Source organism: Sphingobium naphthae, assembly GCF_043589935.1.
Taxonomy (GTDB): domain Bacteria; phylum Pseudomonadota; class Alphaproteobacteria; order Sphingomonadales; family Sphingomonadaceae; genus Sphingobium; species Sphingobium naphthae_A.
In genome coordinates, this window is sequence record NZ_CP171455.1 from 143,678 (window position 1) to 157,678 (window position 14,001).

11 protein-coding genes are annotated in these 14,001 nt (G+C 67.4%); 5 read left to right on the top strand and 6 right to left on the bottom strand.

The genetic code is table 11. From position 1 onward, the window contains the following. Positions 1 to 10 precede the first annotated feature (10 nt). The 4 genes from ACGGKE_RS15790 (at position 11) to ACGGKE_RS15805 (ending at position 5,818) form a co-directional block, all read left to right on the top strand. A complete protein-coding gene (locus ACGGKE_RS15790) occupies positions 11 to 163 on the top strand; it encodes a hypothetical protein (RefSeq protein WP_394442916.1) in 153 nt (50 codons plus the stop codon). A gap of 64 nt (positions 164 to 227) precedes the next feature. Next, complete coding sequence (locus ACGGKE_RS15795) at positions 228 to 1,307, top strand: efflux RND transporter periplasmic adaptor subunit (protein ID WP_394442918.1); 1,080 nt, start codon at positions 228 to 230, stop codon at positions 1,305 to 1,307. Positions 1,308 to 1,316: 9 nt separating this feature from the next. Then, positions 1,317 to 4,457, top strand: a complete 3,141-nt coding sequence (locus ACGGKE_RS15800; protein WP_394442920.1) for an efflux RND transporter permease subunit — start codon at positions 1,317 to 1,319, stop codon at positions 4,455 to 4,457. After that, a complete protein-coding gene (locus ACGGKE_RS15805) occupies positions 4,454 to 5,818 on the top strand; it encodes an efflux transporter outer membrane subunit (protein ID WP_394442922.1) in 1,365 nt (454 codons plus the stop codon). The genes ACGGKE_RS15800 and ACGGKE_RS15805 overlap by 4 nt, the downstream gene beginning before the upstream one ends. Before the next feature lie 3 nt (positions 5,819 to 5,821). Here ACGGKE_RS15805 and ACGGKE_RS15810 read toward each other — a convergent pair whose 3' ends face one another. From ACGGKE_RS15810 to ACGGKE_RS15820, 3 genes are all read right to left on the bottom strand, one after another. Continuing rightward, a complete protein-coding gene (locus tag ACGGKE_RS15810) occupies positions 5,822 to 6,139 on the bottom strand; it encodes a type II toxin-antitoxin system RelE/ParE family toxin (RefSeq protein ID WP_394442924.1) in 318 nt (105 codons plus the stop codon). Then, positions 6,139 to 6,372: a type II toxin-antitoxin system ParD family antitoxin gene (locus tag ACGGKE_RS15815; protein WP_394442926.1), complete on the bottom strand. Its 234-nt coding sequence runs from the start codon at positions 6,370 to 6,372 to the stop codon at positions 6,139 to 6,141. Before ACGGKE_RS15815 ends, ACGGKE_RS15810 begins: the two co-directional genes overlap by 1 nt. A 591-nt stretch (positions 6,373 to 6,963) precedes the next feature. Continuing rightward, positions 6,964 to 8,439, bottom strand: coding sequence for an MFS transporter (locus tag ACGGKE_RS15820; RefSeq protein WP_394442928.1), 1,476 nt, complete (start codon positions 8,437 to 8,439; stop codon positions 6,964 to 6,966). Between the two features lie 194 nt (positions 8,440 to 8,633). Between ACGGKE_RS15820 and ACGGKE_RS15825 the strand changes: the two genes are divergently transcribed. Next, the gene (locus ACGGKE_RS15825) at positions 8,634 to 9,476 is read left to right on the top strand and encodes an oxygenase MpaB family protein (protein ID WP_394442930.1); all 843 of its coding nucleotides are present in this window, start codon (positions 8,634 to 8,636) and stop codon (positions 9,474 to 9,476) included. A 45-nt stretch (positions 9,477 to 9,521) separates the two neighbouring features. Here the strand turns inward: ACGGKE_RS15825 and ACGGKE_RS15830 are convergent, their stop codons facing one another. The 3 genes from ACGGKE_RS15830 to ACGGKE_RS15840 are packed head-to-tail and all read right to left on the bottom strand — an operon-like array spanning position 9,522 to position 13,974. Further along, on the bottom strand, positions 9,522 to 11,099 hold the full coding sequence (locus ACGGKE_RS15830; protein ID WP_394443130.1) for a spinster family MFS transporter: 1,578 nt from the start codon (positions 11,097 to 11,099) through the stop codon (positions 9,522 to 9,524). 59 nt (positions 11,100 to 11,158) lie between these two features. Next, positions 11,159 to 12,322 (bottom strand): glutathione S-transferase family protein, encoded by a 1,164-nt coding sequence (locus ACGGKE_RS15835; protein WP_394442932.1) that lies wholly within the window; start codon positions 12,320 to 12,322, stop codon positions 11,159 to 11,161. A gap of 17 nt (positions 12,323 to 12,339) precedes the next feature. After that, positions 12,340 to 13,974, bottom strand: coding sequence for a carboxylesterase/lipase family protein (locus ACGGKE_RS15840; RefSeq protein ID WP_394442934.1), 1,635 nt, complete (start codon positions 13,972 to 13,974; stop codon positions 12,340 to 12,342). Positions 13,975 to 14,001 lie beyond the last annotated feature (27 nt).

Sequence of the window (14,001 nt, forward strand, 5' to 3'; positions counted from 1 at the left end):
AGCTCCTGCGATGACCCTTCCCGCCATGATGGCCGGAAAGCCCCGACAGACAGGCCTGATCGCCTGCGCGCGCCCCCTCCCCCTCCCCTGCGTGCGCCCGAGCATCCCCCTGTCGCTGACGGGCGGCATCGCAGGAGCCCGTAACGCCGACGCCAAGGACTGATCGCCGACCCATGCCGACCTCCGCACGTTCCCATGGCCTTCGGGTCGCACCCATAGCCCTGCTGATGCTGCTCGCAGCCTGCAGTCAGGAAAAGGCCCCCCAAAAGGGACCGGTGGAGGTCGGCGTGGTCACGCTGAGCGCGCAGAATGTGACGGTGGCGAGCGAATTGCCCGGCCGCACCGTGTCCACATCCATGTCGGAAGTGCGGCCGCAGGTATCGGGGATCATCCAGAAAAGGCTGTTCACCGAAGGATCGATGGTGCGCGCAGGCCAGCCGCTCTACCAGATCGACCAGCGCCTGTATCGCGCGTCGCGGGACGAGGCGCTCGCGACCCTCGCCAGCGCGCAGGCGACGGCAGCCGCCGCCCAGGCCAAGGCGCAGCGCTATCGCAGCCTGGGCGATACCGAGGCGGTGAGCGCGCAGGACCGCGACGACGTCATCGCCACCGCGCGGCAGGCGCAGGCGGCGGTGCAGCAGGCGCGCGCCACCCTGCAGACGAGCAACGTCAACCTGGAATTCACGCTGGTGCGCGCGCCGATCAGCGGCCGCATCGGGCGCACGCTGTTCACGCCGGGCGCGCTGGTCACGGCCAGCCAGGCCGACCCGCTGACCACGATCCAGCAACTGGACCCCATCTATGTGGACGTCACTCAGTCCAGCGCGCAATTGCTGGCGCTGCGCCGGTCGCTGGCGTCGGGCAAAACGCTGCCGGCCAGCGCGACCATCCGCCTGAAGCTGGAGGATGGCAGCGACTATCCGCTGGAGGGCCGGATCGAGTTCGCCGAACCGATCGTCGATCCCGACAGCGGCACCGTGACGCTGCGCGCCCACTTCCCCAATCCCGACGGGCTGTTGCTGCCCGGCATGTTCGTGCGGGTGGTCGCGCCCCAGTCTGTGGTGCCCAACGCCATCCTGGCGCCGCAACAGGGGATCGCGCGCGATCCCAAGGGCAACGCCACGGCGCTGGTCGTGACCAAGGCCAACAAGGTCGAGCAGCGCACCGTCACTGCGGCCCAGGCGATCGGCGACAAATGGCTGATCACCGCCGGGCTGAAAGCGGGCGACCGGCTGATCGTGGAGGGCACGGACAAGGTGCAGCCCGACGCCACCGTCAAGCCCGTCCCCGTCGCCAGCGCGCAATAAGGTCCGACCATGCTCAGCCGCTATTTCATCGACCGGCCGATCTTCGCCTGGGTCATCGCCATCGGGATCATGCTGGCGGGCATCGGCGCGATGCTGTCGCTGCCTATCGCTCAATATCCCGACATCGCGCCGCCCGGCGTCGGCATCAGCGCGACCTATCCCGGCGCCAATGCCGAGACGGTGGAAACCAGCGTCACGCAAGTCATCGAGCAGCAGCTGACCGGCATCGACGGGCTCATGTATTTCTCATCCTCCTCCTCGGCCAACGGGCAGGCGCGGATCACCGTCACCTTCGAGAAGGGCACCGATCCCGACACCGCACAGGTGCAGGTGCAGAACAAGGTGCAGCAGGCGCTCAGCCGCCTGCCCAATGCGGTGCAGCAGCAGGGGCTGACTGTCACCAAGCAGCAGACCGACTTTCTGATGCTGGTCGGTCTCTATGACGAGACCGACAAGGCCAACCAGGCGGACATCGCCGACTACCTAGTCAATAATTTCCAAGACCCGATCGCACGCATCGACGGCATCGGCGCGACTCAGATCTTCGGATCGCAATATGCGATGCGCATCTGGCTGGACCCCTATAAGCTCGCCACCGTCAAGCTGATGCCGTCCGACGTGGAAAGCGCCATCTCGGCGCAGAATGTCGAAGTGTCGGCGGGCCAGATCGGCGCCGACCCCGCGCCCGAGGGGCAGCAACTCAACGCCACGGTGCGCGCGCGGTCGCGCCTGCAGACGCCCGAGCAGTTCCGCAACATCATCGTCAAGACGCAGACCGACGGGTCGGTCGTGCATCTGTCCGACGTGGCGCGGGTGGAGCTGGGCAATGAAAGCTACACGACGTCGGCGCGGCTGAACGGTCACCCGGCATCGGGCATGGCGCTGCAGCTGGCGCCGGGCGCGGACGCGCTCAAGACCGCCGAGCTGGTCAAGGCCAAGGTGGAGGAACTCGCGTCCGGCCTGCCCCATGGCTACAAGATCGTCTATCCGCGCGACACCACGCCCTTCATCAAGCTGTCGGTCGAGGAAGTGGTCCACACGCTGATCGAGGCGGTGGTGCTGGTCGTGATCGTGATGTTCGTGTTCCTGCAGAGCTGGCGCGCGACGCTGGTGCCTGCGATCGCGGTGCCGGTGGTGCTGCTCGGCACGTTCGGCATCCTCGCGCTGTTCGGCTATTCCATCAACACCCTGACCCTGTTCGGCATGGTGCTCTCCATCGGCCTGCTGGTCGACGACGCCATCGTGGTCGTGGAAAATGTCGAGCGGCTGATGGAGGAGGAAGGGCTGTCACCCCGCGACGCGACGATCAAGTCGATGGGGGAGATTGGCGGCGCGCTGGTCGGCATCGCGCTGGTGCTGTCGGCGGTGCTGTTACCCATGGCCTTTTTCGGCGGATCGACCGGCGTCATCTATCGGCAATTTTCCATCACCATCGTGTCGTCGATGCTACTGTCGGTGCTGGTCGCGCTGATCCTGTCGCCGGCGCTGTGCGCCACCTTGCTCAAATCCTCGGCGCAGGAACAGCGGCATCGCGGCTGGGCCGGGCGCTTCAACCGCTGGTTCGACCGCGTCACCCATGGCTATGTCCGCCGCACCGAACAGGTGCTGGGCAAACGCCTGCTTTTCTGGGGCGCCTATGTCGTGATCCTCGCCGTGCTGGCGCTGCTGTTCACGCGCCTGCCGACCAGCTTCCTGCCGGTCGAAGACCAGGGCCAGGTGATGGCGCAGGTGACGTTGCCCGCCGGCGCCAAGTCCAGCCGCACCGCCGCGGCGGCCGAGCAGGTGCAGCAATATTTCCTGAATGATGAAAAGGACAATGTCGCCTTCGCCTTCATCATGACCGGCTTCAGCTTCCAGGGTCAGGGCGAAAATGTGGCGCAGGGCTTCATCAACCTGGCGCCGTGGGAGGATCGCAAGGGCAGCGACAATGCGGCGGGCGCCATTGCCCAGCGGGCCAACAAGCAACTGGGCGCGATCCGCGACGCGAAAGTGCTGGCGATGACCCCGCCCGCGATCCGGGGTCTGGGCCAATCCAACGGCTTCACCTTCGAACTGCTCAACAGCGGCGGATTGAGCCGCGACCGCTTCCTGGAACTGCGCAACCAGCTGATCGCTGCCGCGGCGCAGGACCCCCTGCTCTCGGGGGTGCGGGCGGCATCATTGGAAGACACGCCGCAGCTGCAGGTCGACATCGATTCCGAAAAGCTGGCCGTGCTGGGCCTGACCCAGGCCGATGTGGACGATGTGCTGTCATCCGCCTGGGGCAGCACCTATATCAACGACTTCGTCGATCGCGGCCGGGTGAAGCGCGTCTATATGCAGGCCGACGCGCCCTATCGCGCGCTGCCGACCGACCTCGACAAATGGATGGTCCGACAGGCGACGACTGGTGAGATGGTGCCCTTCTCCGCCTTCGCCACCACGCGCTGGGTCATGGGTCCGACCACCGTGTCGCGCTTCAACGGCCTGTCCTCGTTCGAAATCCAGGGGCAGGCGGCGTCCGGCGCCAGTTCGGGCGAGGCGATGGACCGGATCGTCGCTCTGCAAAAGCAACTGCCCGCGGGCACCAGCTACGCCTGGAGCGGCCTGTCCTATCAGGAACAGCTGTCGGGCGGGCAGGCGCCGCTGCTCTATGGCCTGTCGGTGCTGGTTGTCTTCCTCTGCCTCGCCGCGCTCTATGAAAGCTGGTCGATCCCGCTCGCTGTGCTGCTGGTCATTCCGCTCGGCCTGGTCGGCGCGGTGATCGCGGTCTGGGCGCGCGGGCTGGAGAATAATATCTTCTTCCAGGTCGGCCTGCTCACCACCATGGGCCTAGCCGCCAAGAACGCCATCCTGATCGTCGAATTCGCCGAACTGGCGCATCATGAGGGCAAGAATGCCTGGGATGCGGCGCTGGAGGCGGCGCGGCTGCGGTTCCGGCCGATCCTGATGACCAGCCTGGCCTTCATCGCGGGCGTGGTGCCGCTGGCGATCGCGACCGGCGCGGGCGCGCAAAGCCGGGTGGCCATCGGCACGGCGGTGATCGGCGGCATGACGACCGCGACGCTGCTGGCGATCTTCCTCGTACCACTCTTCTTCGTGTCGATCCTGCGGCTGTTCGGCAAGGACAAGCCCGCCGGCCCCGGCGCTGCGAAGGAGGCCCTGGCATGACCCGCGCGCTGATCGGCGCCAGCGCCCTGCTGCTGGCCGGATGTTCGATGACCCCGGCCTATGAACGGCCAGTGCCGCCCGTGCCCGCGACGCTGCCGCACGGCGAGGCCTATGCCGCGCCGGCCGCCGGCGAGACGGCGGGGCTGGCCTGGACAGAGCTGGTGCAGGATGCGCGGTTGCGGACCGTGATCGAGCGCGCGCTCGCCAATAATCGCGACCTGCGCGCGGTGATCGCCAATGTCCAGTCGGCGCGCGCACAATATCGCGTGCAGCGCGCGGCGCAGCTGCCGACGGTGACGGCCGACGCGGGCGCCAGCCTGACGCGGCAGAATGACGCGCGACAGAATAGCTACAGCGCCGACATCGGCTTCAGCGCGTTCGAGATCGACCTGTTCGGGCGCGTGCGCAGCCTGACCGAGGCAGCGCTGGAAACCTATCTGGCGACCGAGGAAGGCGCGCGGTCGACCCGCATCGCGCTGATCGCCGAGACGGCGAGCGCCTATGCGACGCTGGCGGCGGACCAGGAATTGCTGGCCTTGGCGCGCCAGACCCAAGCGAGCGCGCAGCGGACGCTGGACCTCACCCGCTCGCTCAATGCGGCGGGGCTGGCGGGCAAGCTGGACGTGCATCAGGCCGAAACCACGGTCGAACAAGCGGCATCGGATGTCGCCGCCACGGTGACGCAGGTGGCGCAGGACCGCAATGCGCTGAACCTGCTGGCCGGCGCGCCGATCGAGGACGCTTTGCTACCGCTGTCGCTCGACAGCCTGATCGCCGGCATTTCGCGCGTGCCCGCGGGCCTGTCGTCCGACATATTGCTCCGGCGGCCCGACGTGTTGCAGGCCGAACATCAGCTCAAGGCCGCCAACGCCGATGTCGGCGCGGCGCGCGCGGCGATGTTCCCGACGATCAGCCTGACGTCGGCGATCGGCGTGGCAAGCTCCGCCCTCTCCTCGCTGTTCAGCGGCGGCGGCTTCGCCTGGTCGGTCAGCCCGTCGGCCAGCCTGCCGATCTTCGGCGGCGCCAATCGCGGCAATCTGGATTATAGCAAGGCGCAACGCGACCTCTATCTCGCCCAATATGAACAGGCGATCCAGACCGCCTTCCAGGAAGTCGCCGATGGCCTGGCCCGCGCCGGGACGATCGATGCGCAACAGGCGGCGCAGCGACGGCTGGTGACGGCGAATGCGCGCGCCTATGATTTGGCGGAGCAGCGCTACCGCGCGGGCGTCGACACCTTCCTGACGGCGCTGACCAGCCAGCGCAGCCTCTACAGCGCGCGCCAGTCGGCAATCGCCACCGACCTGGCGCTGGTGAGCAACCGGATCCTGCTCTACCGCGTCATCGGCGCCGACCAGTGAGGGCTAATCCTGCGCCAGCCACTCGGCCATGTCGCGGCGCGCATGGAGCACGCGCCAGACATCGACATGGTCGGGCTGCTCGACATAGAAAATGAGATGGGGAAAGCGGCCGACCGCGCGGCTGCGCAGGCCCGGCAGGCCCAGTTCGTGGGCGAAGCGCGGCGACCCCGCGCCCGGGCGAGCCGCGATCGCGCCATAAGCGACCTCCAGCGCGGCGACGAAACGCAACGCCACGTCCGCGCCGGCTTCGCGCAGATAATGATCGACGATATTCTCCACGTCCGTCCGCGCACGCGCGCGGGGCGTCACGGGCTTGCCCATCAGCGGGCGGCGGCGATGCGATCGCGCAGCTGGTCGAAATAACCCTGATCGACCGGAGCGCCGGGTGCGCTCGCCGCGCCGTCCAGCAGCATAGCCCGCAGCGCCTGGCGATCCCGGTCCCTGCGGATCAGTTCGCGGACATATTCGCTGCTGGTGCCATAGCCGCGACCGGCCACTTGGTCGTCGACGAACGCCTTGAGCGTTTCGGGCAGAGAGATGTTCATCGTGCTCATCTCCCTTAATCTAGGCTCTTGGCAAAATTTGACAAGATAACTCGACAGCCTCAGGGAGCGGTCGATGCATTGCAATCACGGAAATCCGTACCGAAGCGTATCATTTGCATCGCCCCCGCTTCGCCTCTTCCCGACGAACAGGCTTGTGCTATCATCCTTTCCACAAGACATAATGGAGAGGATCATGTCGTTTCTGGCACGATTTCTGGATTGGCTGTGTGGAGCCTTCGCGTCCGGCGCACAGGATGCGGTGCGGCTCAATCAACTGATCTGCCCGCTGTCGCGGCGCCTGGATCAGTCCGACGGATCGGGACGGCGCTAAGCCAACGCTGGCGCGACCGCGTGGCTGGCTCACTAAGCTAAACCAATGGCAGCGGACGAAAAAAACGGGCCGATCCGAAGACCAGCCCGTGAAAGTTTTTAGGAGAGGATGCCTGAAAGGCAGGGTCCTTTTCACCTGGATCCCGCTTTGCTGCAAGTGCGAAAGTCCATTTTGCGATTGCAAAAACTGCATCCGTATCGGGATGCAACCTTTCCGTAGCGTCAGCCGGACATGCCTAATGCCGAGAAGCTCATCCCCAAATCCGCGACTCAGTTCGTCCTGATTCGCAGCGACGCGGCGGCCGCGACCAGCAGCGTGACGGCTGCGAACGCCATGGTCCAGATCGGTTCGCCGGGGAAGAAGGCCTTCATGATGGAGCCCATCACGGTCGCCACCAGCAATTGCGGCAGCACGACGAAGATGTTGAACAATCCCATATAGATGCCGATCTTGGCCGGCGGCAGGCTGGACGCAAGCATGGCATAGGGCATGGCCAGGATCGACGCCCAGGCGATGCCGATGCCCACTTCGCTGAGCAGCAGCCAGGCGGGATCGCGCAGCAGCAGGAAGCTGGCGAAGCCCGCCGCGCCGGCGGCAAGGCACAGGGCATGGGCGCGCGCCTGACCGATGCGCCGCGCCACCCAGGGCAGCAGCGACAGCGCCGCCACCGCCGCCACGCCATTATAGACTGAAAACAGCACGCCCACCCAGTTGCCGCCCGCCTGATATTCGGCGCTCGCCGGATCGGCCGATCCGAACATATATTGCGCAACCACGGGCGTCGTGTGAATCCACATGATGAACAGGGCGGACCAGCTGAAGAACTGGATCACCGCCAGCCGGCGCATGATCGGCGGCATTGCGCCCACGTCTCCGACGATGTGGGCGAGCATCGTGTCGCGCCGCCCCGCCCGCGCCAGGGCGATCGCGGCCATGCTGGCAAGGCCATAGCCCGCCAGCAGCGCGGCGAGCAGATAGACTTCCTTTTCCATCTGCCAGAGGCTCACCAGCGCGGCGACCACCAGCCCGGCCCCGATCCAGCCCCAGCAGGGCGCGATCGACCGGCCCGCCAGATCCGGCGCCGCGGGCGCATCACCGCCGCCGGCAAAGCCGCGCATCTGGTCGGGCGTATATTCGCTGGTCGTCAGCACGGTCCACAGCACCGCGCCGAACAGCGCGGCGCCGCCTGCCCAGAAACTGTAGCGCACCGTGTCGGGCACCTGCCCCGCCGCCGCGACATTCGAGACACCCAGAAAATCGAGCGCATAGGGAAACAGCGATCCCACCACTGCGCCCGCGCCGATGAAGGCGGTCTGCACCGCGTAGCCCGCGACATGCTGGTCCTTGCGCAGCATGTCGCCGACAAAGGCGCGGAACGGCTCCATCGAAATATTGAGGCTGGCGTCCAGCATCCATAACAGCAGCGCGGCCATGAGCAGGCCGGCGCTCTGCGGCATCGCCAGCAGCGCGATCGCCGCCAGGATCGCCCCGGCCAGGAAATAGGGCCGTCGCCGGCCGAGCCGCCCCAGCCAGGTGCGATCCGACAAATGGCCGATCACCGGCTGCACCAGCAGCCCCGTCAAAGGCGCGGCGACCCAGAGGGCGGACAGATCATCGATGCTGGAGCCCAGCGACTGGAAGACGCGGCTCATATTCGCATTCTGCAGCGCAAAGCCGATCTGGATGCCGAAGAAACCGAAGCTGATGTTCCACAGCCCGGCAAAGCCCTGGCGAGGCTTGTGCATGCCTTTTCCTTCCCGTCCCGTCGCGGCCGGCCTTTCGCCGCCTGCGCCAAAGCGCAGCGCTGGCATGGCGCGTCCTCGCGGGCAAGGGGATGCATACGAATACGTGATTGTCTCCGGCCAATGCCGGGTCCCAAGGAAGCATGGAATCGCCTTGCCCGGCAGGAGCCAACGCGGCGACCAGTCGTTGAACCGGTATGGCGCATCGATCGAGGCTGGCGGACAGGATCAAAATACCCATCAGGAGGCAGGTGATCCGCCTGTTCAACGATGTGGATCGGGGCGAAGCATCGGTGCAGCGCAGCGACCATGCGCTGTTTCGCCCGGGTTCCGTCATCTGGCGCGTCCATGGCGACGTGGGGTCGATGATGGTCGGCGGGGTCGCCAGCCTGCTGATGCAGATGCTGCATCCCGCCGTGCTGGCCGGGGTCTGGGATCACTCAAATTTCCGCGCGGACATGCATGGCCGGCTTCGGCGCACGGCGCGCTTCATCGCCAAGACGACCTATGCCGACCGCGCCATCGCGCAGGCAGCTATCGATCAAGTCCGGGCGATCCATGGGCGAGTGACGGGGCGCCTGCCCGAAGGCACACCCTATCGCGCCGACGATCCCGCCTTGCTGGCCTGGGTCCATGTGACCGAAACAACCAGCTTCCTCGCCGCCTGGGTGCGCTACGGCGAACCGTTGATGTCGGCGGCCGACAAGGATCGCTATGTCGCCGAGATGGCGGTCATCGGCGAAGCAATGGGCGCCGACCCCCTGCCGCGGACGCTGGCGCAGGCGCGCGCGATCATCCGGGCCATGCGGCCCGCGCTTCGTGCCGACGCGCGCACGATCGAGGTGGCGAGGCTGGTCCTTGGCCGGCCGAGCCTGCGCACCCGGGATCTACCGCAAAGGCTCGCCATGGAAGCAGCCATCGACCTGCTGCCCGACTGGGCGCAGCGGATGCACGGGCTTTCGACCTCAGCGATCGAGCGGCCGCTGGTGCGCGCGGGAACCTTCGGCGTCGCGCAAACCTTGCGCTGGGCGTTCCGCTGATCCCGTTGTCCCGCACACACAGCATGGATGAACGCACGCCCTGTTTCAGGACTGGTTTGGGGCGATATCCGCCATCGCCGCCTTGCGCGCCTCGGCCGCGGGCAGGAGCCGCCATGCCAGCAGCGCCACCAGCACCGCGACGGGCACCGTCACGAGCAGGCACAAAATGCCGGTAGCGAGGCTTCCTGACAGCGACGAGATGCGGCCGGCCATATAGGGCCCGATCGCCAGGCCCAGCAACGTCGTGCCGACGAAGAAGATGGCGGTGGCGCTGCCGCGCATGCGGGGCAGCACCAGATCCTGCGTCGTGGCCGCCGCCGCGCCGAGCGCGCTGCTGCCGCTGGCGATGGTGAGCACGTTGAAGAGGAAGAACAGGCCGGCCGACGACGTGGTGAAGGCCGCGCCGATGAAGAAGGCGGGCGCGATCGCGCCGAACAGGATGACGGCGATCCGCCCCGACACATGCCGGCGGCGCAGCGCGTCCGCGATCCGGCCGCCCATGGTCACCCCGATGAAGCCGGCTATCGCCGCGGGCAGGCCGACCCACAGGCCGACCTCATCGGCGGACAGCCCGAAGCTGCGCCGCGCATAGCTGGGCGCGAAGGCGGCCATCGAATAGCCGACAAGGGCGTTGAGCCCATAAGCGACCACCACGGCAACGAAGGCGCGACTGCCGAAGGTCAGGGCGAAGGTCGCGCTGTCGCGGCTCCGCAGCGCGTCGGCCCAGGAAAAGACGGCATAGACGCCAATCCCCACCGCGGCCCATTGCGCCGGCGGCTCCCCCGCCAGCAGCACCAGCATCGCGACGACGCAAGCCACCAGCAGCAGGACCAGCACATTGCGGACCAGCGCATGCGTGCCGCGCCGCGCAGCGCCGATCAATGACAGCGGCGGGATGACGGTCAGCAATTCCGTGACGAAGCCGGCGGTAGACGGCGGCGGACCGGCCGTGGCGCCGCCTTCCGACTGGCCCCGGATCGGTTCGCGCAACGTCGCGACCAGGATGGCGAGGATCAGCCCCGGCACGCCCACGGCCAGGAAGGCGGCCTGCCACCCGGCAAGGCCCATCGGGCCGCTATGATCGGGATAGGCCCGGTCCCATCGCTCGACGATCAGCCCGCCGATGAACAGCGACAGGCCGCCGCCGATATAGATGCCCGACGAATAGATGGCGAGCGCCGTTGCTCGCAGCCGCGGCGGGAACCAGTCGGAAATCAGGGAATAGGCGGCCGGGCTGGCGGTCGCCTCGCCGATCCCGACGCCGATCCGCGCGCCCGACAAAGTAAGGCCCGACCGCGCGAAGCCGGACAGAGCGGTCATCGCCGACCAGAGCGCCAGCCCGATGCTCATCAATCGCACACGATGCCAGCTGTCGGCCAGCCGGCCCAGCGGAATGCCGAACAGCGCGTAGAAGACGCCGAACGCCGTGCCGAACAGGAAGCCGATGTCGGCATCGGTCAGATCGAGGTCGCGCTTGATGTCCTCGGCCAGGATGGCGAGGATTTGGCGGTCGATGAAATTAAGGACATAGACCAGGAAGAGGATCGCCAGCACATACCAGGCATAGGGGCTGACGCCCTCGTGCCTGATGGGCTGCGGGGCCGCCGCATCTTTGGCGCGCATGCCTGTCATGGGATCTCCCTTGGCATGATGATGGCGGGGCTGTGCCACATGCTGCGGCGCTATCCGTTACCGGCGACGGCGCGAACCGGATCGGAGCGAGGCTCCGCGATCCGGCGACCCCAGACTTCCCGATGATCGCGCCGCTCAACCCGGATCGGCCGGGGGATCGTCAGCAATTCGCCAAGCCCGTGCCGGTCGAGCTCAGTCGCGACTCGCTCGCGCGCGTCGGCATCCAGGGCATCGACGCTGTCGGTGATCTTCTGCCACAGGTAGAAGAGATAGGGCTGAACCCCGCTGTCATGCGGGACGCCGCGGAAGCGGGTGCGGATGGTCGTGAGGATGCGCTGGTGCGGCCTGTCGGTGACGGGCGTGTCTTCGGTCGGATCATGGTCGGCGACCTGGAGCGCCAGCGCCGCCGCCATGTCATGCAGCCCCGGAAACAGGTCAAGGGCCATGTGCCTCAGCAGCGGCGCCAGGCTGTCCGCCACGGCGTCATCGGGCAGAAAGTCCGGAGCATGATCGGGAAATTCGGGCATGTCTGCGTCGGGCGCCTGCATCCGCTCCGTCCAGCGGAAAAGCGAGGGCGCGCGGTTCTTCATGATCTGCGATGGCACCGGGTCGCGACCCAGATGCGCGAAGAGCGGCCCGAACAGGGCATAATCGCCAATCGAGGGCGCCCCGCCCAGCAGATAGGGATGGCGGGCGAAATGGCCCTCCAGCGCGTCGAGCAGGTCGTGATAGGAGCCTTCGATCGCCGGCGCCGTTTCCGCCGTCACGCCCAGCATCGGCAGATAGCCGGCCATGCGCGCCATCACCGCCTGCGCGTGCTGCTCGTCGCCACCGGCGCGAAAGGCGTGAGTGAGAAAGACGGACTGTTCGTCGAAGCAGGACCAGCGATAATGCATGGCGTGACGCGTCAGGCCAGCGACGGCGTAGAGCTGGACCACAAGCGCGATAACGCGCTGCAGCGCAGCTTTCGGCAGAGCCCCCGGCCGCGGCGCGTCGCGGTCGAGATGGTCGATAATGTCGGCGCTGTCCTGCACATAGACGCCGTCGGGCAGTTGCAGCACCGGATTGATCGCGCGGCCGATGCGCGGCACGACCTCGGCGCGAAAATCGGGATGCGCCGGCGATCGTTCGACATAAGCCAGGCCGCGCTTGCGCAGATAGGCCCGCACTTTGCCCGTGTAGAGTGAATGCGGCACACCGTAGAGGATGAGCATGGCACCTGCCCCCGTCCTCATCCGAACACGCCGGTCGGCGGCACGTCCTTCAGCCAGGCGCGGACCTGCGCGCGCGGATCGGCCTCGACCCGCGTCTTATCGTCCAGCACCAATGTCAGCCGGCGCTGGCTGTCATAGGGGTCCCATCGCGGCAGGCGGTCATTATTGGGATCGCCGGTCGCCGCGAAACTGGCCCAGACCGACGCCATCCGATCGGCCATCCGCCGGCTGCCGGCGTCGGTGCCTGTCAGCGCTCCGCGCACATTGTGCAGGCTGGGCGCGACATCGACCCCGTGCACCGCGCCATAGCGGCCATTGGTCGCCGGGCTGGGCCAGGTCCACAAATAGGTCCATACCGGCGCGCCGCCGGCCGCCGCCTTGCGCTCCGCCTGGGCGAAGGCGCCGCGCCGGAAACCCAGATCCGTGTCGATCCGCGCCTTCTGGATGAAGGGCGATATGCCCGGCGTTTCCTGAGCATAATAGTCGAGCAGCGCGTCCGCGTTGGCGCCGACACGCTGCCGGGCATAGGCGCGTACATCGGCTTGGCTGACATCGAAATCGACCATGCGAAACGTCCATTCGTCGAGCACGGTAGACACGATCATCGGCACGTCGTGCGACACGGCCGGCGCGCCGGGATCGAAGGGATGCGCAGGGATGGCAGAGCCGCCGACCACGGGCGCCAGCGCCATCGGCGGCAGGCCCTTGGCGCGATCATCCGCCTCCACCAGCGCCTGCGCCTGCAATATCTGGGTATAGGGCAGTTGCTGCAGACCGCGCAGGTCGCCCGGCGCAAGGTCCAGCGCCTTGAGCACGCGCATCGCCGCCCGGTCCGCCGCCTCCCGCTCCATCGCGCGGAGCAGCGATCCGCTCATCACCCCGGCGCGATGGAACAGCCCCTTGGCCGATGGCATGCCCAGCGCCATGCTGGTCTTTGCGCCGCCCCCCGACTGGCCGAACAGCAGCACGCGGCCCGGATCGCCGCCGAACTGCGCGATATTGTCCTGCACCCACCGCAGCGCCGCGACGATGTCCAGCATGCCCACGGCGCCGGACTCGGCGAAATCATCGCTGCCCCCCGCCGCGCCGCTCAGGTGCAGATAGCCGAACGCGCCCAGCCGGTGCGTCACCGACACCACCACCGTGTCGGCAAAGCGCGCCATCATCTCGCCGTCCATGCCGGTCGAATTGCCCGAACCGGCATAGAAGCCCCCGCCATGGAGCACGACGATGACCGGCTTGCGGTCCTGCGGGTCGACCGTGGGCGTCCACACGTTAACGCGCAGGCAATCCTCGCCCGGACCGCTGGGCTGCAAGTCCATGGAGATGAGGTCGGCATAGTCATGCCGCCGGTCGGCGGGCAGCTGCGGACAGACTTCGCCATAGGCGAGCGCGTCCTGCACCCCGGACCAGCGCGGCGGCGGCGCGGGCGGCATGAAGCGGTTCGCGCCCGCGGTCGATGCGCCATAGCGAATGCCCTTGAACACGGCGACGCCGCCCGACAGCAGCCCGCGCACCTTGCCTTGTGCGGTTTCGACGATCGGGAACATCGGCGGCGCGGCCAGCGCGCGGCCCGCCATCGCCAGGCCAGCGCCGGCCAGACCCGCGCCAATCGCATGTCGACGCGTCACGCGCCCATCCTCATCCGTCATCAGGCTTTCCTCCATGATCGGCCGGCC

Coding starts and splice junctions, on each gene's coding strand:
- ACGGKE_RS15790 (WP_394442916.1), top strand. CDS start 11: ATGACCCTTCCCGCCATGATGGCCGGAAAGCCCCGACAGACAGGCCTG.
- ACGGKE_RS15795 (WP_394442918.1), top strand. CDS start 228: ATGCTGCTCGCAGCCTGCAGTCAGGAAAAGGCCCCCCAAAAGGGACCG.
- ACGGKE_RS15800 (WP_394442920.1), top strand. CDS start 1,317: ATGCTCAGCCGCTATTTCATCGACCGGCCGATCTTCGCCTGGGTCATC.
- ACGGKE_RS15805 (WP_394442922.1), top strand. CDS start 4,454: ATGACCCGCGCGCTGATCGGCGCCAGCGCCCTGCTGCTGGCCGGATGT.
- ACGGKE_RS15810 (WP_394442924.1), bottom strand. CDS start 6,139: ATGGGCAAGCCCGTGACGCCCCGCGCGCGTGCGCGGACGGACGTGGAG.
- ACGGKE_RS15815 (WP_394442926.1), bottom strand. CDS start 6,372: ATGAGCACGATGAACATCTCTCTGCCCGAAACGCTCAAGGCGTTCGTC.
- ACGGKE_RS15820 (WP_394442928.1), bottom strand. CDS start 8,439: ATGCACAAGCCTCGCCAGGGCTTTGCCGGGCTGTGGAACATCAGCTTC.
- ACGGKE_RS15825 (WP_394442930.1), top strand. CDS start 8,634: ATGGCGCATCGATCGAGGCTGGCGGACAGGATCAAAATACCCATCAGG.
- ACGGKE_RS15830 (WP_394443130.1), bottom strand. CDS start 11,099: ATGCGCGCCAAAGATGCGGCGGCCCCGCAGCCCATCAGGCACGAGGGC.
- ACGGKE_RS15835 (WP_394442932.1), bottom strand. CDS start 12,322: ATGCTCATCCTCTACGGTGTGCCGCATTCACTCTACACGGGCAAAGTG.
- ACGGKE_RS15840 (WP_394442934.1), bottom strand. CDS start 13,974: ATGACGGATGAGGATGGGCGCGTGACGCGTCGACATGCGATTGGCGCG.